The following is a 25,239-nucleotide window of genomic DNA, read 5'->3' as shown; positions in this document are numbered from 1 at the left end:
GGCTCAGACCGATCCGGCGCCGATCCCGGTGGACGCCTCCAGCGGGCGGCCACCGGCGAGGGCCCGGCCGAGCGGGTAGGCCAGCGCGTTCGGCGGGAGCGCGCCCGGGCGCCCGCTGAGCAGCACCTCGATGCCGCCCGGCGTCGCCCCCGCGTGCTCGCTCAGGCCGAGCCGGCGCAACGTCTGCCGCGCGACCGCCTCGGCGCTGTCGTACAGCAGCACCTCGGCGGGCAGCGCGGCGGCGATCCGCTCGGCGACCAGCGGGTAGTGCGTACAGCCCAGGACCACGCCCGCGCAGTGGGCGGGCGTGCGGCGCGCCGCGTCGGCGAGGGCCACCTCGATGGCCGGCTCATCTGCCCGGTCGATCGCCTCGGCCAGGCCCGGACAGGCGATCCGGACCACGGTGTGCCCGGCGGCGAACTCCTCGATCAGCCGGGCCTGATAGGCACTCGCGGTGGTCGCCGCGGTGGCCCACACCGCGAACGGCGCGCCGGCCGCCGCGGCCGGCTTGATCGCGGGCACCGTGCCCACCACCGGCACGGCGGGCTCGTGCCGGGCACGCAGCGTGTCGAGCGCGGTGACGGTGGCCGTGTTGCACGGCACCACCATGCCGTCGACACCGCGCGCGACGGCCAGTTCACCGGCGGCCAGCACCCGTGCGGTGATCACCGCCTCGCTCCGGTCGCCCCAGGGCATGTGATCGGGGTCCATGCACAACAACAGGTCCAGATCGGGCCGCAACCGCCGCAACCACCCGGCTGTCGGCAGCAACCCCGTCCCCGAATCGATCAACGCCACACGCATGCGCTCCAACCTAGCCTCCCGTGCCCGCCGACGCCCACGAGGGGCGCATCCGTGGGCGTGGTGTGCGCCGTCCTCAGAGGCCGGGGGGTTCGGGGCGCACCAGACCGCTCTGGTAGGCGATGACGACGAGTTGGGCGCGATCGCGGGCGCCGAGTTTGGTCATGGCGCGTTGGATGTGGGTGCGGACGGTCAGCACGCTCAGGACCAGCTCCGCGGCGATCCGGTCGTTGGACTTGCCGTGCGCCGCCAGGATCGTGACCTCCTGTTCGCGCGGTGTCAGGTCGGCGAGGCGTTCGACCGGGGCCAGGGGCGGTCCGGCGGCGGGCGTGGTGAGGAAGCGGGAGATCAGCGCCCGGGTGGCGCCCGGGGACAGCAGCGCCTCGCCCCCGGCGACGGTTCGGATGCCGTCGAGGAGCGCGTCCGTGGTGACGTACTTGCCGAGGAAACCGCTGGCACCGACGCGCAGCGCCCGGGCGACGTATTCCTCGGTCTCGAACATGGTCAGGATCAGCACGCGGGTGCCGGCGAGGTCGGGATCCTCGCAGATCGCGGCGGTGGCGGCGAGGCCGTCGGTACCGGGCATGCGGATGTCCATCAGGACGACGTCGGGCCGGTGGGCACGGGCCGCCGCCACCGCCTGCCCGCCGTCGGCGGCCTCGCCGACCACCTCCATGTCGGCGCAGGAGTCGATCAGGAGCCGGAAGGTGCCGCGCAGCAGGGCCTGGTCGTCGGCGAGCAGGACACGGATGGTCAACGGGTTTCCTCGTGTCGTCGTCCCGCCGGGGCGTCCGCCGGGGTGCGGGGCTGGAAGGGGAGGGCGGCCGCGACTTCGAAGCCGCCCTCGGGTCGGGGACCGGCGCGCAGGTCGCCGCCGACGGAGTGGGCGCGTTCGCGCATCCCCATCAGTCCGTATCCGCCACCGGGCACCGGCGGCACGGCCCCGCCGTCGGTCGTGCCGTCGTTGGTGACGGTGATCAGCAGGCGCGCCTCGTCGTAGCGGAGCCGGACCCGGGCCACGTGGTCGGACGCGTGTTTCGTGGCGTTGGTCAGGGCCTCCTGGATGATCCGGTAGGCGGTCAGGTCCACGCCCGGGGACAGCGGTCGGGCCTGTCCTTCGGTGTCGACGGTGACCGTCAGGCCGGCCGACGCGCAGGCCGCGACCAGCGTCGGGAGGCGGTCCAGGCCCGGGGCGGGCTCCAGCGGATCGGCCTCCGGATCGGCGGTGCGGCGCAACACACCCACCGTGGCGCGCAGTTCCAGGAGCGCGGCGGTGGTGGTGCCGACCAGGTCGGTCAGGATCTGCCGGGTCTGCTCCGGGTGTGTGTCGGCGAGGTGGGCGGCGGTACCGGCCTGGGCGTGGGCGACGGCCATGTGGTGGGCCACGGCGTCGTGGAGTTCGCGGGCGATGCGCATACGTTCCTCGGCGACACGCAGCCGGGCCTCCTCCTCGCGGGTGCGCTCGGCGTGCGCGGCGCGGGCCTGGACGGACTCGACGTAGGCGCGCCGCAACCGGCTCCAACTGCCCAGGGACACCGGCAGCAGCAGCCACAGGACCGTGCCCACGGTCCGCAGCGTGAAGTCGTCGCCGATCGGCGCGCCGGCCAGCGAGGTGGCCAGGAGCACGGTCATGGTCGCCGAGCCGTAGACGCCGACGGTCCGCGAATCGGTGAGCGCGGCGAGCCAGTACAGGGCGGTCATCACGGGGGCCAGCAGCAGGGGGCTGGGCAGGTAGCCCAGCGCGGTCAGCACGGCGGCCGAGGCGGCGGTGACCACGAGGGCGGCTCGCGGCCGGCTGCGGGAGGCCATCACGGCCACCCCGGACAGGACCAGGATCCAGGCGGGCCACAGGGCGTGCGGGGGCGCGGACTCGGAGGTGCTGATCCGGGCCCCGAAGACCGTGCAGACGCCGGACGCCACCGCCGTGACCACGTCCGCGACCCGGGCGTGGCGTTCCGCGTACCGTTCGAGGTTGCCGGTCATCGTGCTCTCCGTGAGGGGGCGTGCCGAGGTCCATGGTCGCCGATGACGGCGCGAGCGGGCGCCGCGGACCGCCCGAGACGACGTACTCGGGCGGAATCCGCGGCGAAAGGCGTCACACGTGTGCCCGGACCGGCCCGTCCGGGTCGGGGCGCCGGTCGTGCGAGCGCGCGTGGCCGAGTGCCGCGCCTTCCACGTCGACGCGGGGCAGGACGCGCCCCAGCCACGTCGGCAACCACCAGGCCCGGTCGCCGAGCAGGGCCAACACCGCGGGCACGATCGCCATCCGGACCACGAAGGCGTCGAAGAGCACCGCGGCGGCCAGGCCGAACCCGAGCATCTTGATCAGCGACCCGTCCTCCCCGATGAATCCGGAGAAGACCGCGACCATGATCAACGCGGCGGCCGTCACCACCCGGGAGCTGTGCCGGAACCCGGACACGACGGCTTGGTGGGCGCCCTCCCCGTGGGTGTACGCCTCCCGCATCCGCGAGACCAGGAACACCTCGTAGTCCATGGCCAGTCCGAAGACGATGCCCATCATGAAGATCGGCATCAGGCTCATGATCGGCCCCGTCTGCTCCACGCCGAACAGGTCCGCCGCGTGTCCCTTCTGGAAGACCAGCACCAGTACACCCAGCGCCGCCAGCACCGACAGCACGAAGCCCAGGGCCGCCTTCACCGGCACCAGCACGGATCGGAAGACCACGAGCAGCAGGACCACCGCCAGGCCGCCCACCACCGCGAGATACGGCACCAGCGCGGCCTGCACCTTGGCCGCGACGTCGATGTTCAGCGCGGTCGTTCCGGTGACCTCGAACGTCGCCGACGCCTGTCGTTCCACGTCCGCGCGGTTGCGGCGGATCGTCTCCACCAGGTCCTTGGTCTTCTCGTCCGTGGGGCTGGTCGACGGGGTGGCCCGGAAGACCGCCGTGTCGCCGGCCTCGTTGAAGCGGGCCGGCGCGACCGACACGATGCCGTCGGTACGGCCGATCCGGTCGCCGACGGCGCGCACCGCGGCCTGCGGGTCGGCCGCGCCCTTCGCATCCACGACGATGGTCAGCGGGCCGTTGAAGCCCGGGCCGAAGCCCTCGGCGAGCGCGTCGTAGGCACGCCGCTCGGTGGTGGCGGTGGACTTGGCCTCGTCGCCCGGCATGCCGAGTCGCAGCGACACCATCGGCACGGCGAGCGCGACCAGGGCCACCACGCCGAGCACCAGCACCGCCACGGGACGACGCAGCACGAAACGCGCCCAGCGGGTACCGAGGTTGTCCCGCCCGGCGGCCGGGCCGCCCCGCGCGCGGCCCTTGCGCACCCGGCGGGCGAGCACCGCGTTCGGCCAGAAACCGAGCAGCGCGGGCACCACGGTCAACGCGACCAGCACGGCGACCGCGACGGCTCCGGCGGCGGCCAGGCCCATTTTCGTCAGCGTCGGAATCCCGACCACCGACAGGCCGGCCAGCGCGATGATCACGGTGACCCCGGCGAACACGACCGCCGATCCGGCGGTACCCACCGCCACCCCGGCCGCCTCGTGCGGCGCCCGGCCGCGCCCGCGCTCCTCCCGATAGCGGGAGACCACGAACAGCGCGTAGTCGATGCCCACCGCCAGGCCCAGCATCATCCCGAGGGTGAGCGTGTCCGAGGACAAACCCAGAGGGCCCGCGAGGAGCAGGATCCCGAACAGGCTCACGGCGATCCCCACGATCGCGGTCAGCAGCGGCAGGCCCGCGGCGGCCAACGACCCGAAGGTGAACAGCAGCACGACCGCGGCCGCCGAGAGGCCGACCAGTTCCGCGCTCCCGTCGGGTCCGCCGCCGTCGTCCATCGCCGACCCGCCGGTCTCCACCGTCAGGCCCGCCGAACGCGCCTGCTCCGCCGCCTTGTTCACCGCCGCGCGGCCGGCGTCGGTGACGTCGTTGGACTCCACCTTGTAGGTGACCGTCGCATACGCGGTCGCACCGTCCTTGCTCACCGCCTTCGACGCGAACGGGTCCGCGACACCGGCCACCTGCGGACCCTCGCCCAGCGATTTCACCGCGCGCTCGACGGCCTCGCGCAGGTTGCCCTCGGTCACCTTGCGTCCGTCCGGGGCAACGAAGACGATCCGGGCGGTGGCGCCGTCGGCCGCGGTTCCGGGAAAACGCTCCTCCATGAGATCGAACGCCTTTTGCGACTCGATCCCCGGCATCGAGAACTCCTCGTCCGAGGGCCCCGACGCCTGCGCGGCGCCCACCGCGACCACGACCAGCACCCCCAGCCACACCAAGAGCACCCGACCGCGCCGCCGAAAGCCCGCGAGGCCGAGCCGATACAGAAAAGTCGCCACGTCAGGGTCTCCATATCCACGAGCGATGACCCTTCGAGGTTCGTTCGGGAAGACCCCTCCCGTCGTCATGCCGCTACGGACACCGCGACCTACCGAAACCGCACGACGGCCTACCGGGATCGCAGTAGTCGCCCAGGTCGGCGGCCCCTTCGGCCCACCCGGAACACCGGCCCGCGCGGGGAGAACGGCGGCCGGGCGCAACACGTCGCAGCGCCCGTCGGTGATCACCGGGATCGGCCCGTCGGCGGGGAAGTCGGCGGCGCCCTCCCGAAGACGGATCCCCGGTTGCGGGACCGTGCCGCCGCGCCCGCGCACGGCACGCCGGTCGATGTCCTCGACCGACAGGTAGCCGGCGTCGCCGTACACCACCCGTGCGGCCGGTACGTCCCGGGCACTCGCGCAGGAGGCGATCGCGCCCGGGGCCTTGCGGTGTCCAACGATCCGGAGCCGTCCAGGACCACACCGAACGCACACAGCCGGTCGACGTCCTGCGGCCGCACCCGCCCGGGCCGGGGATGTCGGGGGCGGCGGCCTGGCGGCGGCCCGCCCGGGCGTAGGTGCGCACGGTCTCGGACCGGCGTACGTGTTCGTCGAACCGGTGGGCCGGCCGCACGTCCCAGGCCGGTGGCGGCTGTGCCGGCGTGCGGATCCCCTCGACCGGCCGGCGGGCAACAGGCCGCGCCCGACGTCGTGGTGGGCGAGACCGGCGGTCGGCGCGCGCCGATGGAAGGCGTCCGGGTCGACCGAGCAGACCCGGGGCCCTGGCCGCGCGGGCAACGGTCCGGGGGCTGCGCCGCCCGGACCGCCGCATCGCCGCAGCCGGTAGCGGCCCTCGCATGATGCCGCCGCGACAACAGGCCGCGCCCGGCGTCGTGGTGGGCGAGACCGGCGATCGGCGCGCGCCGATGGAAGGCGTCCGGGTCGACCGAGCAGACCCGGGGCCCTGGCCGCGCGGGCAGCGGCCCGGGGGTGGTGCGCCGCCTGGAGCGCCGCATCGCCGCGGCCGGTAGCGGCCCTCGCGTGATGCCGCCGCGAGACCGGGCCTGTCGTGCTATTTTTCGCGCCCCACACGCCCGCTCACACCGACCGCGAGGGAGGCCCGGACCGGGCCGGCGAGGCCCGTCCCCGGAGGGCATGCCGAGGCTCGGCCGAACTCTGCCGCGCACACAGCCCGGAGGCACGGTGAACCCGAACCGCATCGACAACTACCTGGCCCTGCTCGGCGTCCCTCGCCCGCCGTCCCCGGATCCGGAGACGTTGGCCGAATTGCAGTGGCGGCATCTGCTGACCGTCCCGTTCGAGAATCTGGACATCCACATGGGTCGCCCGCTCTCGCTCGACGAGGACGCGCTGCTCGCGAAGATCCTGGATCGGCGGCGCGGCGGCCTGTGCTACGAACTCTGCGGTGCGTTCGCCGTGTTGCTGCGCGAACTCGGCTACCGCGTCACGCTGTCGTCCGCGTACACCTACGACGGCTCGGGGTGCGTGGGGATCCCGTTCGACCACCTCGCGCTGCGCGTCGACCTGGAGCATCCGTGGCTGGTCGACGTCGGCTTCGGGCGGTTCACCCACCGCCCGATACGGCTGGACCTGCGGACGGACCAGGTGGACCCCGGCGGGGTGTTCCGGATCGTCGACGGCGAGCACGGCGAGGTCGACGTCCTGCACGACGGCAAGCGCGCGTACCGCCTGGAACCCCGCCCACGCGTGTCGGGCGACTTCGTCACCGGGTGCTGGTGGCACCAGACCGCGCCGACGTCGCGCTTCACCCACTCCCCGGTGTGCTCGCTCGCGCTCCCGGACGGGCGGATCACCATCTCCGACCGCACCCTGATCCGGACCACCGGCACCGACCGCCACGAGGAGCGACTCGTCGACGACGCCGCGCTCCTGGCCGCCTACCGCGAGTACTTCGGGATCACCCTGGACCGCGTTCCGGGTCGGCCGACGAATGCGTCGATCCCCGTCGACGCCCCCTGACCGCAGGTCGGTCGCGCGCTCCGCCGGGGGCGCGGTCGACCCGTCGCTGTGATCGGCGCCACAGGAAATTCCGGGGGCTCACCCGTTGGATCGCCGCCCGCTCGACTCGTCTGGTCACCAGTGGGTTCGGCCGCCGCACCCGCGCGCCGAGCCACCCGCCGGTCTCCCCGACCCCGAGCCCCCGTTCGCCCGATTTCCTTCGCGCTCCTCCTCCGTCGGGGCGCCGACGGTGAGGTCAGCCATGCCCGAAACGTGTTGTGAACCGGTTGTTCGGCCGGTCGTGCGAGCGATGTCCGCGGGCGTCTCCGCGCCGGCCGCGCCCCGCCGACGGCGCCTCTCCGCGCCCACCCGCCGGGGGCTGCTCCTCGTGGCGTGCGTCGTCCTGGCCGCGTACACCGGGATCCGGGCGCCGAGCGCGTGGACCGCGACGTTGCGTCGATCTCGCTCCAGGACGGCTTCCACCGGCGGTTCGTGGTCGGCACGGTGCCGCATCCGGTCGCGGAGGCGACGGACTACCCGTACGCGCTGTTCGCCGGCACGTCGTTTCTGATCCTGGCCGCGCTGCTCGCGGTCGTGGTGGTCGCGGCGGCGCGCACCCGGCTGCCGGCCCGGCGGGCCCTGGTGGCCGGGTGGCTGGTGCTGCCCACCGGCGGCTATCTCTTCCACGAGGTCGGCTACTTCGAACAGCTGCTGTTCCTGGCCCTGTTCGGCGCGTGGTGGCTGCTCGCCCGAGGTCGTACGGTCGCCGCCGCGCTGCTGATGGCGGTCGCGGTGTGCGTGCACGAGATCGCGATGCCGACCGTGATCCCGCTGTTCACCCTGCCGGTGGTGGACCGGCTGCCGATCCGCCGGGCGGCGGCCGTGCTCGCGCCGTCCGTGGTGGTCGGCGGCGTCGTGCTGCTCGTGTCGCCCGCCTCGGACGGGGCGGTGCCCGGTCTGCGGGCTCGGCTGCGCGAGGGCGGATTCCCGGCCCGGGCCGACGTGTTCGAGATCTTCGGCCGGACCCAGGCGGAGAGTCTGCGGATGTACGAGCCGTTCGAGGTGTTGTGGTTCCTGGTCCCGCTCGCGGTGCTCCTCGCCGCGGCGCCGGCCCCGGCGTTCGCCGGGGGCACGGTGGTGGGGCCGCGCCGGCTGCCGGCGATCGCGGCGGCCATCGCACCGCCGGCGGCCGCGTTCGCCGGATGGGACACCCACCGCTGGGCGTTCCTGCTCCTGGCCAACACGGCCGTGGTGGCGTGGTGGTGGCTGGGAAAGGAGCGGCCCGACGCGACCTCGTCCCGGACGCGCACACGCCATCGGGTGCTGGTGGCCGCGGCACTGGTGTGTGTACACGTACCACTGGCCTACTTCGACGGCTTCGCCCCTCGCGAGCTCACCGGCCCGGGAATCCGCACCTTCGTCGACGACACGACCTCCGGCGACCTGCTGCGCACACCGACCCGATAGCGCCGAACCCGGGCCGGACCCCGACCGATCGACGCCCGAACACCTTCGGCACCACCTCGGCGACCCGGGCGCGGCACGACTCGCCCGGCGATCGGTGCCCGCGGGTGTCCGGCATCGCGTGGATCGCCTCGGCACACCGCGCCCGGCACCCGCCGCCCGGCGGTCAGTGCCCGTGGGTGGCCAGCGTCGCGAGGACCGCCTCGGCCACGTGGTCGCCGTCGGGGGTCGCCGGCAGGTTCAGCGGATCGGTCCAGAGCGCCGCGGCCGGCTCCACCACGCCGTACACGTGCGGGAACAGCGCGCCGCCGCGCGAGGGTTCCCAGCGCAGCGCCGCGCCCAGGGCGGCCGGATCCAGCGCCACCAGGACCAGATCGTCGCGGCCGGCGAAGTGCCGCCGGGCGGTCTCGGCCACCTGCGCGCCCGTGGACAGGTGCACGTAGCCGTCCACCAGGTCGATCCCGGACCCCGCGAACCGACCGGCCCGCACCGCCTCGGCCCACTCGTCGGCGCCGACCAGCTTGTAGACGATCTCCTCGCTCATGCCCCGACCCTAACCCCGTGCCGCCGACGACCCGGGCGGCCGGTCCCCCGGCACCGGCGAGCGCGCGCGGCGACCGCGGCGCGGGTCACCGGTCCCGTGCGCCGCCGGGAACGCTCGCCGATCGTGGATTACCGCGGCCCTTCGTCGACGTTGTGTCCCTCACACGCAGCACACGGCAGACGACGGACCCGGCCAACCACGGCGACGGGTGCCCAGAACTCGGGAGACGCACCTGATGACCACCGACCCCCGCACCGACCCCCCGGGGCGGAACGCGGGCCCGCTCCTCGAACGCGAGGCCGAGCTGCACGCCCCCTTCCTCGAGGAGGCCGCCGCGCGACTGCGCGATCTGGCGCTGTACGGCGACCGCACGCTGACCCGGGTGGACCGGATCCTCGATCTGGGCGGCGGCCCCGGGGTCGCGTCCTGCCTGCTGGCCCGCTACTTCCCCAACGCCGACGTGGTCGCCGTCGCGCCGAACCCCGCCCTGCTGGCCCGCGCCGGCGCCCGCGCGCACCGGGAGGGACTGGGTCACCGGGTGCACACCCGGCACGTCGAACTGCCCGCCGACCTGGACACCCTGGACAGCGCCGACCTGATCTGGGCGGGCGACGTCGTCCACCACCTCGGCGACCAGCAGGCCGCGCTGGACGCCCTGGCCCGGGTGCTTCGTCCCGGCGGGATGATCGCGATCGCCGAACGCGGCCTGTCCACCCGCTTCCTGCCCCGCGACATCGGCATCGGCCGCCCCGGTCTCCAGGCCCGGCTCGACGCCGCCCACGAGGACTGGTTCGCCGAGTTGCGCGCGAACCTGCCCGGCGCCCGGGCGGCGGTCGAGGACCGGCCGGCCATGCTGGCCCGCGCGGGCCTGGTCCCGACCGGCACCCACTCGTTCCTGATCGACCTGCCCTCACCGCTGGACGCCCTGCCGCGCGAGCACCTGTACGCCGAACTCACGCACCGCCGCGCCCTGTTGGCCGACCGCCTGGACGCGGAGGACCTGGCCACCCTCGACACCCTGCTCGATCCCGACACGGACACCGGCATCCTGTGGCGCCCGGACGCCTTCTACCTGGCCGCGACCACGATCCACACCGCCCGCGCCTGCCCCCGCCGCTGAGCCGACGACCGAGCGCCGGGGTCAGCGCGCGTCGACCGGCGCGTCGACCGGGGGCACGTCGGCGATCGGCGCGTCGGCGAGCGCCGAACCCGCCTCCCCCGCCCCGGCGTCGGCCACCGGCACCCCGCGCAGGAAGCGCACGCAGTAGCCCGCCCCGACCACCATGACCACCGCCGCGCCGATCGCCGCGGCGTTCATCCCGTCGCAGAACGCGTCCCTGGCCGTGTCCAGCAGGGTCCGCCCCGCGTCCCCCGACAGCCGGGCCGCGGTCGCCTGCGCCCCGCCCAGGGTCTCCCGCGCCGGCCCCGCGGGACCGGTGTCGGCCATCGCCCGGTGGTAGACCGCGTCGCCGATCGTGCCGAGCAGCGCCATGCCCAGCGCGCCGCCGAGTTCGCTGCCCGACTCCAGCACGGCGGAGGCGGAGGCGGCCCGGTCGGCGGGCGCGACGCCCATCGCCATCTCGGTCACCTGCGTCATCACCGCGACCACGCCGGCCGCGTACACCGCCGCGCCGCCGAGCAGCAGTGCGAGCGACGAGTGCGGCCGGGCGGTGGCCAGCACCGCGAACCCGCCGATGGCGACCGTGAATCCGCCGGCCATCACCCAGGCCCGATCGATCCGCCGGGCCAGCACGGTGGCCACGGGCGTGGCCACCGCGACCGCCAGCGACGGCACCAGGCTCCACAGCGCGGCGCGCAGCGGGCTCATCCCGAGCACCGACTGGAGGTATTGCGTGGTGAAGATGGCGAATCCGACGATCGCGAACATCGACATCACATTGGCGAGCACCGCCCCGCCGAACGCCCGCATCCGCAACAGTTCCAGGTCCAACAGCGGATGCTCGGCGGTGAGTTGACGCCGTACGAAGAGCGCGCCGACGATCAGCCCGAAGCCGATGCTCGCGATCGGCGACGTCTGTGCCCCGGACCGGGCGATCTCCTTGATCCCGTACACCACCGGCAGCAGCGTGCCGAGCGAGAGCACCGCGCCGATCAGGTCGAACGACCCGTGTGCGACGCCGCGGTGACGCGGGACGAAGACCGGGACCAGGATCAGCAGGACCGCCATCGCCGGCACGTTGATCAGGAAGATCGAACCCCACCAGAAGTGTTCGACGAGCACCCCGGACAGGATCGGCCCGAGGGAGATGCCGCCGGTCATCACTGCGGTCCAGATCGCGATCGCCGTCCCGCGCTGCCGGGGGTCGACGAACATGGTGCGGATCAGCGCCAGCGTGGACGGCATCAGCGCCGCCCCGCCCACCCCGAGCAGGGCCCGTGCGGCGATCAGCGTCCGCGCGTCGTGTGCGTACGCCGCGAGCAGCGACGCCCCGGCGAACAGCGCCGCCCCCACCAGGAGCAGCCGACGCCGACCGATCCGGTCGCCGAGCGCGCCCATCACGATCAGCAGGCCGGAGAGCACGAACCCGTACATGTCCAGGATCCACAACTGCTGCGTGCCGGTGGGCTCCAGCGCCCGGCCGATGAACGGCACCGCGAAGTAGAGCACCGACACGTCCATGCTCACCAGCAGCAGCGGCACCAGCAGGACGGCCAGTCCGACCCATTCCCGCCGCCCCGCCGACGGCGCCGCCCCCGGCTTTCCGGTCGTCTCGTCGATCACCACTGGAATCCCCCGTTGTTCGCACGGTCCCGCCGCACTACGTCCGTACGGCGTACGCTTCATCGCGTACAGAGTAAACACACCGTACGCCGTGCAGCAACAGCCCCATATTCAGCGAGAATAAAGGCTTCACCAAGTAGTGCACCAGAACTAGTGCACCAGCCCGTTGGCGAGGGTGCCCTATAGTGCACTGACCAGGACAGGGAGTACCGACAGCCCCGGGAGGCCCCGATGCCCCGCGACGCCACGCCCTCGATCCGGATCGCCGACGAGTTGCGTCGACGGATCGAGACGGGCGAGCTGCGTCCCGGCGATCGGGTGCCCTCCACCCGGGCGATCACCGCGGAGTGGGGGGTGGCCATGGCCACCGCCACCAAGGCGCTGACCGTGCTGCGCGAGGCGGGACTGGTCCGGGCGGTACGCGGAGTCGGCACCGTGGTCGCCGACCGCCCCGACGCCCCGCGCGCCCGGGTCCGGGCGATCGCCGTCCCGCCCACACACCCGCCGCGCACCGACGCCGAACTCACCCGGGAGCGGGTGGTCGCGGCCGCGATCGCCATCGCCGACGAACGCGGCCTGGCGGCGGTGTCGATGCGGCAGATCGCCGCCGAGGTGGGGGTGGCTCCGATGAGCCTGTATCGGCACGTGCCCGGCAAGGAGGACCTGCTCACCGCGATGGCCGACAGCGTGTTCGCCGGGGCGCCGCTCCCCGTCGGGGAAAACATCGGCTGGCGGGCCCGCCTGGAGACCTCGTGTCGGATGCAGTGGGCGATGTACCGCCGCCATCCGTGGCTGGCCCAGGTCATGTCGATGACCCGCCCGCTGCCGACGGTGCGCGGCATGCGGCATGTGGAGTGGGCGATGGGCGAGTTCGAGGGACTGCCGACGGGCGTGATGATCCACATCGCGGTGACGATGCTCAACTACGTACGCGGCACCGCGATCAATCTCGCCGGCGAATCCGAGGCCGAACGCGCCACGGGCGTGTCCAGCGAGGAATGGATGCAGGCCCAGGACGAGACCCTGGACCTGATCCTGGCCGGCGGCGAATTCCCGATGTACTCCGCCGCGTTGACCGACCCCGACCTGGAACTGGACCTCGAATCGTTGTTCACCTTCGGGCTGGACCGCCTCCTCGACGGCATCGCCGGCCTGATCCCCGGGGGCGGGTGAGCGCGCCGCGCCGGGACGGCGGGCGCGCCCGCGCTCACCCGCGCGGCAGCGTCACCAGGCTCAGGAAGAACTCGTCGATCCCGCGCACCGCCTCCAGGAACGACTCCAACTCGACCGGCTTGGTCACGAACGCGTTGGCGTGCAGGTCGTAGCTGCGCCGCACGTCGTCCGGCGCGGCCGAGGTGGACAGCACCACCACCGGGATCGTCCGCCACCGCTCGTCGGCCTTCATCGCCGACAACACCTCGCGGCCGTCCATCCTCGGCATGTTCAGATCCAGGATCACCAGATCCGGCCGCGCGTGCGTACGCAGCCACTCCAGCGCCTCCATGCCGTCCGCGACCCGACACAGGGTGTGCCCTCGCTCCCGGTCCAGCAACGCCTCCTCGATCATCAACGCGTCGCCCGGATCGTCCTCCACCAGCAACACCGTCAGCGTTCGTGTCATCGCGGTCTGGCTCATCGCACCACCTTCGGATCACGGCCCACGGCCGACCCTCGACCGGACCGACACCCATCCATCGAACTCGGCGCGCACGCACCACCGACCCGCCTCCGAAGGCTAACGCCTCCGGTCCACCGATACGGAGAGCACACCGGCACCGCCCGTCCCGGTCCTTGACGCATATCACGCGATGGCCCATCGTGGGGCGTCGGTCACACTCGGCAACCGGGCGGATGCGCGAACCGGTGCTCGGCGAACCAGGGGGGAACCGCCATGCGGATGAACACGGTCGAGAAGATGGTCGTGGCCAGTCCGCTGCGCCGGGGCCCGCAGATCTGGTACGAGACCCCCCTGCTGCTGCGCCTGGGCGGCCGGCTCGACCCGGGCGCACACGCGCTGGAGATCGGCTGCGGCACCGGCCGGGGCATCGAGCTGATCCTGAACCGCTTCGGCGCCGCGCGGGTGGACGGCGTCGACATCGACCCCGACTCGCTCGCCCGGGCCCGGCGGCGCTGGCACGGCAACAGCCGGGTCGCCATCGTCCAGGGTTCGGCCACCGACCTGCGCGCCGCCGTCGACGCGGCGGACGCGAGCTACGACGCGGTGTTCGACTTCGCGATCGTGCACCACATCCCGGACTGGCGCGCCTGCCTGGCGGAGGTGGGCCGGGTGTTGCGCCCGGGCGGGCGGTTCTACTTCTCCGAGATGACCGCCCGCGCACTGGCCCGCCCCACCCTGGCCCTCCTGTTCGACCACCCCACCGAGGACCGCTTCGACGCCCGCGACTTCCTCACCGAACTCCCCCGACACGGTTTGCACGTCATCGGCAGCAAGTCCCTCCTGGGTGACTACTTCTTCGGAGTGGCCCAACGCCGCCACCCGGAGTCGCCGGGCCGAGGGGCGTGACCGGGCCGGCCCGACCGACACACGACCGCGACCCGCACTAGGCTCGCGAGGCGATGCTCAACACACACCCCACTTTCGAGACCTTCGTCGCGGTAGGCGACTCCTTCACCGAAGGAATGTCCGACCCGGACGCCCACGGCAACTATCGAGGCTGGGCCGACCTGCTCGCGGACCGGCTGGCCGTCGACACGCCGACGCTGCGCTACGCCAACCTGGCCGTGCGCGGGAAGCTGATCCGGCAGATCGCGGACGAGCAGGTCGACACCGCCGTCACCCTCGACGGCGCGCTGATCAGCCTCGCCGGCGGCCTCAACGACGTGCTGCGTCCGCGCTGCGACGTCGGCGCGGTCTGCGCGGTATTCGAACAGGCCGCGGCCAAGCTCGCCGGCGGCGGCGGACACCTGGTGCTGTTCCGCAGCACCGACCCCACCCGCCGACTGCGCTCCTCCGCCCGGCTGATGCCCCGGATCGAACGCCTGGTCGAGTTCGTGGACACCGTCGGCGCCCGCCACGACGCCACCGTGGTCGACCTGTTCACCGCGCGCGTCTTCGACGATCCCCGGATGTGGGCGGACGACCGGCTGCACCTGTCCACCGAGGGACACCGCCGCGTCGCCGAGGCCACCGCGCGGGCGCTCGGCCTGCCCGGCGACGACGACTGGCGCGCGCCGCTGCCCCCCGCCGCGCCACGCACCTGGGGCGACCGCAGACGCGCGGACGCGCGCTGGGCCCGCACCCACCTCGGCCCCTGGCTGGCCCGCCGCGCCACCGGCCGCTCCTCCGGTGACGGCCGCGCGCCCAAGCGCGCCGAACTCACTCGGTGGCGATAGCGCGACCCGGCGAGGATCATTCCGGCCCTGGGCGACCGACGGCGCGCGAGTCAGGTTAGGGTTACCTAACAAAGACACGCCGAGTCGCACAGTGCAGGCGAGGAGAACCCCCATGGCGGACAGCCCGGTACGCAAGCCCCGCAAGCTGATCGAACTCCAGGTGCGCACCACCGAACAGGTCGGCCCGCACCTCATCCGGATCGTCGCCGGTGGCGAGGGCCACCGGAACTTCACCGACAACGGCTACACCGACGCCTACGTCAAGGTGCTTTTCCCGCTGCCGGGCGTGACCTACCCGGAGCCGTTCGACATGGAGGTCATCCGGGCCGAACTCCCGCGCGAGGACTGGCCGCGCACCCGTACCTACACGGTGCGCGCGAACAACCCGGCGGCCGGCGAACTGACCATCGAATTCGTGCACCACGGCGACGAGGGCCTGGCCGGCCCCTGGGCGGCGCGCGCCAAGCCGGGCGACACGCTGCGCCTGCTCGGCCCCGGCGGCGCCTACGCGCCCGACCCCGAGGCGGACTGGCACCTGTTCGTCGGCGACGAGAGCGCCTACCCGGCGATCGCCGCGTCGATGGAGCGGCTGCCCGCCGCCGCCCGGGCGATCGCGCTCCTCGAGGTGGGCACCGCGGCCGAGGCGCCGACCGGCCTCCTGCCCGCGACCCATCCCGACCTGGACCTCGACCTCACCTGGATCACCCGCGACGCCGGCCCCGGCCTGCTCGACGCGCTGCGCGCGCTGGAGTTCCCGACCGGCCGGGTGCACGCGTTCGTGCACGGCGAGGCCGGCGTGGTCAAGGAACTGCGCCGACACCTGGTCGACGAGCGCGGCGTCGACCGCACCGACATCTCCTTCTCCGGCTACTGGCGCAAGGGCCGCGACGAGGACGGCTTCCAGGCGGACAAGGCCGCCGAAAAGGCGGCCGAACGCGCCACCGAACAGCGCGCCTGAACCCGTCCCGACCATCGGCGGTCCGGGATCCGCACCCGCCCCCGGACCGCCGCCGCGCCCCGACCACACCCGGATCGAACTCCCGGACCACCAACGCCCAGACAAAACCCGGCCCGCCCTCGGGGCGCACGCGCTCGGGCGAACTCCCGGGCCGGCCGGGTGAAACCGTGCGTGGGGCACTACCGCGGGCGATCGGGCCGGCACAGGGTGGTGCCCATGAGACGTCCACCACATCCCGTCGGATCCCTCGTCGCCCTCGCGACCGCCCTCACCCTCACCGCGGCCGTCGCCCCCGTGGCCCACGCCGAGGACGCCCGGCCCACCCCCGGCGCGGCCGGCATCGGCGATCCGCTGTTCCCGCTGAGCGGCAACGGCGGCTACCGCGCCGACCACTACACGCTCGCCTTCGACTGGCAGGCGCCCGGCGCCGCGTTCCCGGCCGTCACCACCATCGAGGCCACCGCCACCCAGGCGCTGTCCCGGTTCGACCTCGACTTCGCGGGCAACACCCTCGGCCGGGTCACCGTCGACGGCCGCCCCGCCGAAACCCGCCGCGACGGCGACGAGTTGGTGATCACCCCGGCCCGGCCACTGCGCAAGGGCCGCTCGTTCACCGTCCGGGTCGAGTACACCGCCGACCCCACCCAGCAGCGCCACCGCGACGACGCCATCGAGACGTTCGGCTGGATCCCCACCCCCGACGGCACGGTGATCTACCCGCAGCCCGACGGCGCCAAGATGATCTTCCCGAGCAACGACCACCCGAGCCTGCGCACCCGCACCACGGTCGAGATCACCGCGGCCGACGACCTCACCGCGCTGTCCAACGGCACCCTCGTCGACAAGCGCCCCGCCGCCCCCGGCCGCACCCGCTGGACCTACGACAGCCGGCAACCGGTGGCCGGCCAGCTCTTCCAGCTCGCCGTCGGCAAGTACACCCTGATCGACGGCGAAGCCGCCGACGGCACCCGGCTGCGCGACGCGATCCCGCCGGACCTGGTCGACCGGGTCGAGCAGTACCGCTCGCTGACCCCGCGACACCTGGCCTGGGTGACGGACAGGCTCGGCCCGTACCCGTTCGACGGCTACGGCCTGCTCGTCGCGCACACCGATCTCGGCGTCGCCCTGGAGACCCAGGGGTTGTCCCTGCTCCCGAAGGCGGACCTGCTCGGCGACAAGGTCAACGCCGAACGCAACATGGTGCACGAGCTGGTGCACCAGTGGACCGGCGACAGCGTGGCCATCGAACGCTGGTCCGACCTGTGGCTGAGCGAGGGCCACGCCCGCTACTACGAGCGCGTCTACAGCGAGGAGAACGGCGGCGCCAACCTGGAGGCGCTGATGCGCGAGGCGTACCGGCAACACGACATCTGGCGCCGGGACGCCGGCGCGCCGGCCGAGCCCACCGAGCCGAACCTGTTCAAGCGCATGCGCTACGACGGCTCGGCACTGGTCTTCTACGCGCTGCGCACCGAGGTCGGCGCGGACACCTTCGCCCGGATCGAACGGGCCTGGACCACCCGATTCCGGGGCCGCGCCGCAGGCACCGCCGACTACGTGAAGCTGGCCTCCCAGGTCGCCCACCGCGACCTCGCCCCGTTCCTGACCCCGTGGTTGTACGGCGCCAAGACCCCGCCGATGCCGGGCCACCCGGACTGGACCGTCGACCCGGCCTGACCGCCCGATCCCGACATCCCGGGCACGGCGGCCGACAATCGCCGCGCCCGGGCCGGTTCGGCGTGCTCCCGCGCGAAACAGCGCCGGTAAAGCCGCTTTGCCGACCGCCCCTCCCGTGATAGAAACTGGAACGAACGTCCCACTTTATTTTCTATCGACGGGAACTCCCGTGCGTAACCCCTACCGAGACATCTTCACCGCGCCCGGCGCCAAGGGATTCTCGGCGGCCGGCTTCATCGCCCGCATGCCCATCTCGATGACCGGCATCGGCATCGTCACCATGCTCTCCGAACTGCGCGGCGAATACGGTCTGGCCGGCGCCGTGGCGGCCACCTTCGCACTGGCCACCGCGCTGATCGCGCCGCAGGTGTCGCGGATCGTGGACCGCTACGGGCAGGGCCGAATACTTCCCCCGGCCACCGCCGTCAGCGTGTTCGCGATGGGCGCCCTCCTGCTGTGCGCCCGCTACGACGCCCCCGCGTGGACCCTGTTCGTCTGCGCGGTGCCGGCCGGCTGCATGCCCAGCATGGGGGCCATGGTCCGCGCCCGCTGGCTGGTCCTGTACCGCGGCTCGGCGCACCTGCACACCGCGTTCTCGTTCGAGTCCGTGGTCGACGAACTGTGCTTCATCCTGGGCCCGATCATCGCCGTCCAGCTCTCGGTGTCCGCGTTCCCCGAGGCGGGACCGCTGGCCGCGATCGTCTTCTTCGCCATCGGCGTACTGCTGTTCACCGTGCAGCGCGGCACCGAGCCCCCACCCCACCCGCGCGCCGCCGGCCCGACCAGGTCGGTCATGCGGATCCGGGGTCTGCAGGTGCTCGTGGTGACCCTGATCGCGATCGGCGCCATCTTCGGCACCGTCGACGTGGTCACCATCGCCTTCGCCGAGGAGCACGGCCAACGCAGCAACGCGAGCTTCGTACTGGCCACCTACGCGGCCGGCTCCTGCGTCGCCGGGATCGCGTTCGGCGCGTTCAAGTTCGCCGCCCCGCTGCCCCGGATGTTGCTGATCAGCGTGGGCTGCACCGCCGTCACCATCCTGCCGCTGCTGCTCGTGGGCAACCTGCCCGCGCTCGCGGCGACCGTGTTCGTCGCGGGCATGTCCATCTCGCCCACCATGATCCTCACGGTCAGCCTGGTCGAGCGCCTGGTGCCGCCCGCGCGGCTGACCGAGGGCATGACCTGGACCACCACCGGCATCGGCATCGGCGTGGCCACCGGCTCCTCGCTGTCCGGTCTGGTCGTGGACCACTTCGGCGCCCGGGCCGGCTTCGGCGTCGCGGTCGGCGCGGCCCTCGTGGCCGTCGCGATGGCGCTCGGTGGATACCGTGTGTTGCGGCGGACCGCCCCGCGCGTGGTCGGCACGACCGTCGCGCACGGCGGCTCGCTGCCCCAGGCCGCACCCGTACGAGAAGGTGAGTCCCACTGACCGAGGAAGCCGTCGACGGCCGGCGGGCCAAGGGCGAACGCCGGCGCCGCGCGCTGATCGAGGCCACCCTGCGGGTCGTCGAGCGGGACGGCGCCGCGGGGGTCAGCCACCGCTCCGTCTCGCGTGAGGCGGGCCTGCCCACCAGCGCGTCCACGTACTACTTCGCCGGCGTCGACGACCTGCTCACCGCCGCGCTCACCACCTGCATGACCGAGGACGCGGCGCACATCCGGGGGCTCGTCGACACCCCCGGCGACCCCCGGCGCGCGCTGGCCGAGCATCTCCGGCACATCTGCACCGCCCCCGGCCGACTGGTCGCCGAGTACGAGTTGTTCCTGCTCGCCGCCCGCCGCCCCGAGTTGCGCGAGTCGACCGACCACTGGACGGCCGCCGTCACCGACTTCGCGCTGCGCTTCAGCGGCGATCCGGTCCGGGTCCGGGTCTTCGTCGGCGCCCTGGACGGGCTGCTCATCCAGGCCCTGCTCACCGACGCGCCGCCGAGTACCGACGAGTGGGAGGCGATGATCCGCGACCTGCTGCCGGGCCCCTGCCTGACGCCCGCCTGAGCCTCACCCGACCGGCCCGCGGTGTGGTCGCCGGCTCCCCCGCCCGCCGGATGGGCCAGAATCGGATCATGTCCCGACGCACCTCGCGGCCCCGACCGGACGCCGTCACCGCCGCCTCGCCCTGCCCCTGCGGCCTGTCCGCGACCTATGGCGAGTGCTGCGGCGCCCGCCACGCCGGTTCCCCCGCGCCCACCGCCGAGTCGCTGATGCGCTCGCGCTACAGCGCCTTCGTCGTCGGCGACGAGCCGTACCTGCTGCGCAGCTGGCACCCGGACACCCGGCCGGACCGGGTCGGCCTCGACGACCGCACCCGCTGGCTGGGCCTGGAGGTGCACGGGAGCACCGACGGCGGTTCGTTCCACCAGGAGGGCACGGTCGAGTTCACCGCGACCTACCTCGAACGGGGACAGCGGGGCGCGGTGCGCGAGCACAGCCGCTTCGTCCGGCACGAGGGCGCGTGGGTGTACGTCGGCCCGCTGCCTCCGTCGGCGTAGGGCAGGCCCCGACCGGCTCGGGCTCGGGCCGATTTCGGCCCCGGCCGGTTCAGACTCCGACGAGGCGGCTTTCGACCCGGACCGCCCGGTCCAGGTCGCGCAGCCGCTCGGTCAGGTCCTCGCCCGCCTCGTGCAGCGCGTCCAGCGTCATCGGCGCCAGGCGCTCGAACAGGAACAGCGCCTCGGTGGTGTGCTCGGTGATCCGAGTGCGCACGCACTGCCGCCAGTTCCACCGACGGCACGTGACGCCCTCGTCGTCGCGCCAGACCACCTCGCCGGGCGCGGGATGGTCGATCGCCGGCTCCCCCGCCTCCACGACCTCGAACGGCTCGTTGCCCTCGGCCCGGATCAGCCGGGCCGCGCCGCGGTAGCGGGCCAGGTCCTCGCCGCCGACCGGGAGCACGTGGCGCACCGAGACCGCGTTGTACAGGTCGACCACGCGGTTGACCTCGGGCGGCCCGCCGCGGCGCATCAGCGCCTCCACCGAGCAGCGGGTGCGTTGCGGCTTGGCGCCGAAGGCCCGGTACGCCTCCCGCCACGCGGCCACGTTCGGGTGCTCCTCGGGCGGGCCGGCGGGCAGCGCCAGGGCCGCCTCGGCCAGTGCCGCCCGCGACCCGTCGTCGCTCGGGCCGCCGGGCAGACCGGTGGCCACCAGGGCGAGCACCACCGCGTCGGGGCGCAGCGCGTGGACGGCGGGGTCGATGGTGATGGACGCGAGCACGTTCGGGTTCTCCTCGGAAGACGGCGACTTGCGGCCGGGCCTCGGACGACGGCGACCACGACCACGACCACGACCACGACCGAGCCATGGTCCACTACAGTAGACCGCATGGAGCAGAATAATGACCAGTCGGCCGATCCCGGTCAACCGGCGGTCAGCCGGGCGATCGCGGCCAACGTGCGCGCCGCGCGCACCGCGCGCGGGTGGTCCCTGGAGGCGCTGGCGGCCCGCGGCGGCCTGAGCAAGGGCGCGCTCGTGGGCGTCGAACAGGGCCGGGGCAACCCGGGCGTGCTCACCCTGGCCCGGATCGCCGACGCGCTCGGCCTGCCGCTCACCGGTCTGGTCGACGGGGCACCCGCGCCGCTCGTCGAGGTGCTGCCGGCGGCGGGCGGGACCCGGTTGTGGCGGGGCGAACACGGCGGCCACGGCGACCTGTTGATCGGCAGCGATCCGCCCGTGTCGGCCGAGCTGTGGCGCTGGACCCTGGCCCCGGGCGACGCGCACGTCAGCGCGCCGCACGGCGCGGGCGTCCGCGAACTGCTCACCGTCCTGGCCGGCGTACTCACCCTGGACGTGGCGGGCACCCGCGTCGACGTGCCCGCCGACGCCTGCGCCCGCTTCGCCGCCGACCGCCCGCACACCTACCGCAACGACGGCACGAGCGCCGTGCGCTTCGTCGGCGTCGTCCTGCTGCCCGGCCGCCCCGATCCGGCTACATCTCCGACTCGCCCCACCGGGTGACCGTGAGTTCGTCGCCCACCGCCACCTTGCCGGGGCGCAGCACGGCGAACTTGCCGCCGAAGGCCACCCCGCCCTGCGGAGCGCGACGGTATCCGGCGAAGGTGCGCAGCGGTTCCGGGCCGGCCTTGGCCCCCGTCCGCTGGTCGACCAGGGTGACCGCGCACCGGATCGCGAGCTTGGCGTAGCCCAGTTCGGCCTCGCCGATCGTGAATCGGCGGATCCGGTCCTCGGTGTGCGGTTCGGCCCAACCGTCCACCACGACGTTCGGCCGGAAGCGGCTCATCGGCAGCGGCGCCTCCCCGCGCTCGGCCAGGCGCGCGTGCAGCAGCGCGAGCGAGGCGCGGGAGAGCACGTGCAGGGGCGAGCTGTCCGCGTAGCCGCAGGTGCCCGGTATCGCGCCGTCGGTCACCCGGTCGTGCTCCGGCGGCACCCGGACCAGCCGGCTCGGCACGCCGAGCGCGTCCGACAACCACGCGGCGGGCGCGTCGCCCTGGTCGATGCCCCGATAGGGATTGCCGAACAGGTCCACGTCCCGGCGCGGGCCGTCGGTGTCCACCTCGATCTCCACCGGGTCGGCGTCCGGGCGACGCAGGATCAGCCGGGTACCGTCGGCGTCGATCTCCGGTCGGATCGACGCCAGGCGCGGATCCCGTCGCTGGGTGCGGAAGACGCCGTCCGGATCGGTCACCATGAAGACCCGGTCGTGGGCGAGTCCGGCGGGGGTGAGCGAGGCCCGCTCCACCGGGATGCCGGCGCAACCCTTGACGGGGTAGTGAATCAGTTCGACCACGGAGACCATCGCCCGAGCCTATCGACGGCCGGCGGCCCCCGGGGCGGGGGTGGCCGGCGGCCGGGGACGTGCGGCGACGCGCCGCGACGGCCGCGCGGGCGCGGCACGGCGAGGCACGGCACGGCACGGCACGGCACGGCGAGACGCGTGTCCGCACGCGCCGCGACACGTGCGCCGAGCGGCCGCGGGACCCTTGTTACCGACGCGTAGCACTGCTTGACTAACGGACATGTCGACGCACGAGGTCACCAATCAGGTCCCGGCTCCGACCGCGCGGGAGGCCGCCGCCGACCCGGCCCTGTTCGAGGCCCTGCACCGCGAGCGGGCGGGCTGGGCCGAGGCCGAGGTCCGCGAACTCGGCCTGCGTGCGTGGGACGAACCGGCGCAGGAGTGGGGCCGGTTGGCCAACGAGCACGAGCCGATCCTGCGCAGCCACGACCGCACCGGACACCGGATCGACGAGGTCGAGTTCCATCCGGCCTGGCACGAGTTGATGACCGTCGCGATCGAGCACGGCCTGCACGCGAGCCCGTGGCGCGAGGACCGGGTCGGCACGCACGTCGCGCGCGCGGCGAAGCTGTACGCGTGGGGTCAGGTCGAGGCGGGCCACATGTGCCCGCTGTCGATGACCTACGCGTCGGTGCCGGTGCTCCGGGTCGAGCCGGAACTGGCCGAGCGCTACGAGCCGTTGCTGGCGGCGCGGACGTACGACTTCGGGTTGCGCGAGCCGACCGGCAAGCGCGGGCTGCTGGCCGGCATGTCGATGACCGAGAAGCAGGGCGGCTCCGACGTACGGACCAACACCACGCTGGCGGCTCCGACGGCGGACGGGTCGTACCGGCTGACCGGGCACAAGTGGTTCACCTCCGCGCCGATGTCCGACCTGTTCCTGACCCTGGCCCGGACCCCCGGCGGGTTGTCCTGCTTCCTGGTCCCGCGGGTGCTCCCGGACGGCACGCGCAACACGTTCCGGCTGATGCGGCTCAAGGACAAGCTCGGCAACCGGTCGAACGCGTCGGCCGAGATCGAGTACGAGGGCGCGTACGCCCGCCTCGTCGGCGCCGAGGGCGAGGGGGTGCGGACCATCGTCACCATGGTCAACGCCACCCGGCTCGACTGCGTGATCGGCGCGGCCGTCGGGATGCGGGTCGGCGCGGTCCGCGCGGCGCACCACGCGGCGCACCGGTGGGCGTTCGGCGCGGCGCTGATCCACCAACCGCTGATGCGCAACGTGCTGGCCGACCTGGTGATCGAGTCGGAGGCGGCGACCACCGTGGCGATGCGGCTCGCGGGCGCGGCCGACCGGGCGCTGCGCGGGGATCCGGCCGAGGCGGCGTTTCGCCGGATCGCGGTCGCGGTGTCGAAGTACTGGGTGTGCAAGCGCGGTCCGATGCACGCGGCCGAGGCGTTGGAGTGCCTGGGCGGCAACGGCTACGTCGAGGAGTCGGGGCTGCCGCGGCTGTACCGGGAGGCGCCGCTGGTGTCCGTCTGGGAGGGCTCCGGCAATGTCGCCGCGCTCGACGCGTTGCGTGCGATGGCCCGCGAACCGGCGTGCGTGGACGCGTACTTCGCCGAGGTCGACGCGGTGGCCGGGGCGGATCGCCGGCTCGACGCGGCGGCCGCGGCGCTGCGCAAGGAACTGGCCGATCCGAGCGAGGCGGAGTTCCGGGCCCGGCGGATCGTCGAGTCGATGGCGGTGCTGCTCCAGGGCGCGCTGCTGGTGCGGTACGCGAGCCCGGCGGCCGACGCGTTCTGCGCGACGCGGTTGGCCCGCGAGGGCGGCCACGCCTTCGGCACACTGCCTGTCGGCACCGACACGGCGCCACTACTGGCCCGGGTCCCCGGCGCGTAGTCGACGGGAACCGGAACGGGACGGGGGCAGGGACGGGAGCAAGGACGGGGACGGGGGCCGGAACGCACGCCCTATGCTCCCGATCATGATCAACTCTGTCGGACTTGTCATCTTCGACTGCGACGGCGTCCTCGTGGACAGCGAACCGATCGCCATCCGGGTGCACGTGGCGCTCGGCGCCGAGCACGGCTGGCCGCTGACCCCCGCCGACGTGATCGAGCGGTTCGTCGGCCGCTCGTCGGCGGCGATCGCCGAGCAGATCGCCGAGCGGGTGGGGTCGGACGTGGCCGCCGAGTGGACCCGGGGCTTCGAGGCGCGGCACCGGGACGAGGTGGACGCGGGCCTGAGTCCGGTCGAGGGCATCGAGTACGCCGTGGACACCCTCGCCGACCTGGGCCTGCCCACGTGCGTGGCCTCCAGCGGCAGCCACGACAAGATGGCCCACACCCTCGGCCGAACCGGCCTCCACGACCGCTTCGCGGGCCGGATATTCAGCGCGACCGAGGTCGCCCACGGCAAGCCCGCCCCCGACGTCTTCCTCCACGCGGCCGCCCGAATGGGCGTCCCCCCGGAACACTGCGTCGTGGTCGAGGACAGCCTCAACGGCCTGCGGGCCGCCCGCGCGGCGGGCATGCGCTCATTCGCCTACGCGGGCGACCTGATCCCCCCACATCTACTGGAGGGCCCGACCACCACGGTCTTCAAGTCGATGCGAGACCTACCGACCCTGATCACCGACACCCCCTGACCCGGCCCCGGCACCGAGCCGGGCCCGGGTAGTCCACCTCACCGGCCGAACCACCGACACGCCACGCGCCGCCACGGTCGCCGACGTCC

23 protein-coding genes are annotated in these 25,239 nt (G+C 73.6%); 14 read left to right on the top strand and 9 right to left on the bottom strand.

Annotated elements, in window-relative coordinates; translation table 11 throughout:
• Positions 1–3 precede the first annotated feature (3 nt).
• The 4 genes from EMA17_RS30410 to EMA17_RS30395 all read right to left on the bottom strand — a co-directional run bounded on the left by EMA17_RS30410 (position 4) and on the right by EMA17_RS30395 (position 5,110).
• Positions 4–804 (bottom strand): glutamate racemase, encoded by an 801-nt coding sequence (locus EMA17_RS30410; protein WP_126640364.1) that lies wholly within the window; start codon positions 802–804, stop codon positions 4–6.
• A 73-nt stretch (positions 805–877) separates the two neighbouring features.
• On the bottom strand, positions 878–1,558 hold the full coding sequence (locus EMA17_RS30405) for a response regulator transcription factor (protein WP_126640363.1): 681 nt from the start codon (positions 1,556–1,558) through the stop codon (positions 878–880).
• Positions 1,555–2,784 carry a sensor histidine kinase gene (locus EMA17_RS30400; protein ID WP_126640362.1) on the bottom strand — a complete coding sequence of 410 codons (1,230 nt, stop codon included), beginning with the start codon at positions 2,782–2,784 and terminating at the stop codon, positions 1,555–1,557. Before EMA17_RS30400 ends, EMA17_RS30405 begins: the two co-directional genes overlap by 4 nt.
• Positions 2,785–2,896: 112 nt before the next feature.
• Positions 2,897–5,110, bottom strand: a complete 2,214-nt coding sequence (locus tag EMA17_RS30395; protein ID WP_126640361.1) for an MMPL family transporter — start codon at positions 5,108–5,110, stop codon at positions 2,897–2,899.
• Between the two features lie 1,182 nt (positions 5,111–6,292).
• Between EMA17_RS30395 and EMA17_RS30390 the strand changes: the two genes are divergently transcribed.
• Together EMA17_RS30390 and EMA17_RS30385 are read left to right on the top strand one after the other, a co-directional pair.
• Positions 6,293–7,090 carry an arylamine N-acetyltransferase family protein gene (locus EMA17_RS30390; RefSeq protein ID WP_126640360.1) on the top strand — a complete coding sequence of 266 codons (798 nt, stop codon included), beginning with the start codon at positions 6,293–6,295 and terminating at the stop codon, positions 7,088–7,090.
• 417 nt (positions 7,091–7,507) lie between these two features.
• A complete protein-coding gene (locus EMA17_RS30385; RefSeq protein ID WP_126640359.1) occupies positions 7,508–8,536 on the top strand; it encodes a hypothetical protein in 1,029 nt (342 codons plus the stop codon).
• 163 nt (positions 8,537–8,699) lie between these two features.
• Here the strand turns inward: EMA17_RS30385 and EMA17_RS30380 are convergent, their stop codons facing one another.
• Complete coding sequence (locus EMA17_RS30380) at positions 8,700–9,077, bottom strand: DUF952 domain-containing protein (RefSeq protein WP_126640358.1); 378 nt, start codon at positions 9,075–9,077, stop codon at positions 8,700–8,702.
• 235 nt (positions 9,078–9,312) lie between these two features.
• On the opposite strand from EMA17_RS30380, the gene EMA17_RS30375 reads away from it, so the two are divergent.
• Positions 9,313–10,197, top strand: coding sequence for a class I SAM-dependent methyltransferase (locus tag EMA17_RS30375; RefSeq protein WP_126640357.1), 885 nt, complete (start codon positions 9,313–9,315; stop codon positions 10,195–10,197).
• Positions 10,198–10,218: 21 nt separating this feature from the next.
• Here EMA17_RS30375 and EMA17_RS30370 read toward each other — a convergent pair whose 3' ends face one another.
• Entirely contained in the window at positions 10,219–11,817 is a 1,599-nt protein-coding gene (locus tag EMA17_RS30370; RefSeq protein WP_371863061.1) for an MFS transporter, read from the bottom strand.
• Between the two features lie 234 nt (positions 11,818–12,051).
• Here EMA17_RS30370 and EMA17_RS30365 point away from each other — a divergent pair, with 234 nt between their 5' ends.
• Positions 12,052–12,993: a TetR/AcrR family transcriptional regulator C-terminal domain-containing protein gene (locus EMA17_RS30365; protein ID WP_126640355.1), complete on the top strand. Its 942-nt coding sequence runs from the start codon at positions 12,052–12,054 to the stop codon at positions 12,991–12,993.
• Between the two features lie 34 nt (positions 12,994–13,027).
• Here the strand turns inward: EMA17_RS30365 and EMA17_RS30360 are convergent, their stop codons facing one another.
• The gene (locus EMA17_RS30360; RefSeq protein ID WP_078978849.1) at positions 13,028–13,456 is read right to left on the bottom strand and encodes a response regulator; all 429 of its coding nucleotides are present in this window, start codon (positions 13,454–13,456) and stop codon (positions 13,028–13,030) included.
• 255 nt (positions 13,457–13,711) lie between these two features.
• Here EMA17_RS30360 and EMA17_RS30355 point away from each other — a divergent pair, with 255 nt between their 5' ends.
• The 7 genes from EMA17_RS30355 to EMA17_RS30325 all read left to right on the top strand — a co-directional run bounded on the left by EMA17_RS30355 (position 13,712) and on the right by EMA17_RS30325 (position 20,298).
• Positions 13,712–14,344, top strand: a complete 633-nt coding sequence (locus tag EMA17_RS30355; RefSeq protein ID WP_246126995.1) for a class I SAM-dependent methyltransferase — start codon at positions 13,712–13,714, stop codon at positions 14,342–14,344.
• A 53-nt stretch (positions 14,345–14,397) separates the two neighbouring features.
• Positions 14,398–15,174 (top strand): SGNH/GDSL hydrolase family protein, encoded by a 777-nt coding sequence (locus EMA17_RS30350; RefSeq protein WP_126640354.1) that lies wholly within the window; start codon positions 14,398–14,400, stop codon positions 15,172–15,174.
• 112 nt (positions 15,175–15,286) lie between these two features.
• Positions 15,287–16,132 (top strand): siderophore-interacting protein, encoded by an 846-nt coding sequence (locus EMA17_RS30345; protein WP_126640353.1) that lies wholly within the window; start codon positions 15,287–15,289, stop codon positions 16,130–16,132.
• A 216-nt stretch (positions 16,133–16,348) separates the two neighbouring features.
• Positions 16,349–17,809: a M1 family metallopeptidase gene (locus tag EMA17_RS30340; RefSeq protein ID WP_126640352.1), complete on the top strand. Its 1,461-nt coding sequence runs from the start codon at positions 16,349–16,351 to the stop codon at positions 17,807–17,809.
• A gap of 169 nt (positions 17,810–17,978) precedes the next feature.
• Positions 17,979–19,238, top strand: coding sequence for an MFS transporter (locus EMA17_RS30335; protein WP_126640351.1), 1,260 nt, complete (start codon positions 17,979–17,981; stop codon positions 19,236–19,238).
• A 206-nt stretch (positions 19,239–19,444) separates the two neighbouring features.
• Positions 19,445–19,804 (top strand): TetR/AcrR family transcriptional regulator, encoded by a 360-nt coding sequence (locus EMA17_RS54420; RefSeq protein ID WP_246126994.1) that lies wholly within the window; start codon positions 19,445–19,447, stop codon positions 19,802–19,804.
• A gap of 68 nt (positions 19,805–19,872) precedes the next feature.
• A complete protein-coding gene (locus EMA17_RS30325) occupies positions 19,873–20,298 on the top strand; it encodes a YchJ family protein (RefSeq protein ID WP_126640349.1) in 426 nt (141 codons plus the stop codon).
• Positions 20,299–20,347: 49 nt separating this feature from the next.
• Here the strand turns inward: EMA17_RS30325 and EMA17_RS30320 are convergent, their stop codons facing one another.
• A complete protein-coding gene (locus EMA17_RS30320) occupies positions 20,348–21,019 on the bottom strand; it encodes a B3/B4 domain-containing protein (RefSeq protein ID WP_126640348.1) in 672 nt (223 codons plus the stop codon).
• Positions 21,020–21,127: 108 nt separating this feature from the next.
• On the opposite strand from EMA17_RS30320, the gene EMA17_RS30315 reads away from it, so the two are divergent.
• Positions 21,128–21,760, top strand: coding sequence for a helix-turn-helix domain-containing protein (locus tag EMA17_RS30315; RefSeq protein ID WP_126640347.1), 633 nt, complete (start codon positions 21,128–21,130; stop codon positions 21,758–21,760).
• Here EMA17_RS30315 and EMA17_RS30310 read toward each other — a convergent pair.
• Positions 21,732–22,559 carry an MOSC domain-containing protein gene (locus EMA17_RS30310; RefSeq protein ID WP_126640346.1) on the bottom strand — a complete coding sequence of 276 codons (828 nt, stop codon included), beginning with the start codon at positions 22,557–22,559 and terminating at the stop codon, positions 21,732–21,734. The genes EMA17_RS30315 and EMA17_RS30310 overlap by 29 nt on opposite strands.
• A 220-nt stretch (positions 22,560–22,779) precedes the next feature.
• Here EMA17_RS30310 and EMA17_RS30305 point away from each other — a divergent pair, with 220 nt between their 5' ends.
• Together EMA17_RS30305 and EMA17_RS30300 are read left to right on the top strand one after the other, a co-directional pair.
• Positions 22,780–24,402 (top strand): acyl-CoA dehydrogenase family protein, encoded by a 1,623-nt coding sequence (locus EMA17_RS30305; protein ID WP_126640345.1) that lies wholly within the window; start codon positions 22,780–22,782, stop codon positions 24,400–24,402.
• An 85-nt stretch (positions 24,403–24,487) separates the two neighbouring features.
• Positions 24,488–25,150 carry an HAD family hydrolase gene (locus EMA17_RS30300; protein WP_126640344.1) on the top strand — a complete coding sequence of 221 codons (663 nt, stop codon included), beginning with the start codon at positions 24,488–24,490 and terminating at the stop codon, positions 25,148–25,150.
• The last annotated feature ends 89 nt before the right edge of the window (positions 25,151–25,239 follow it).

Source organism: Embleya hyalina, from assembly GCF_003967355.1.
In the GTDB taxonomy this organism is placed as follows: domain Bacteria; phylum Actinomycetota; class Actinomycetes; order Streptomycetales; family Streptomycetaceae; genus Embleya; species Embleya hyalina.
The sequence above is the reverse complement of the archived record's forward strand: the minus strand, read 5'-3'. Positions and strand labels throughout refer to the sequence as shown.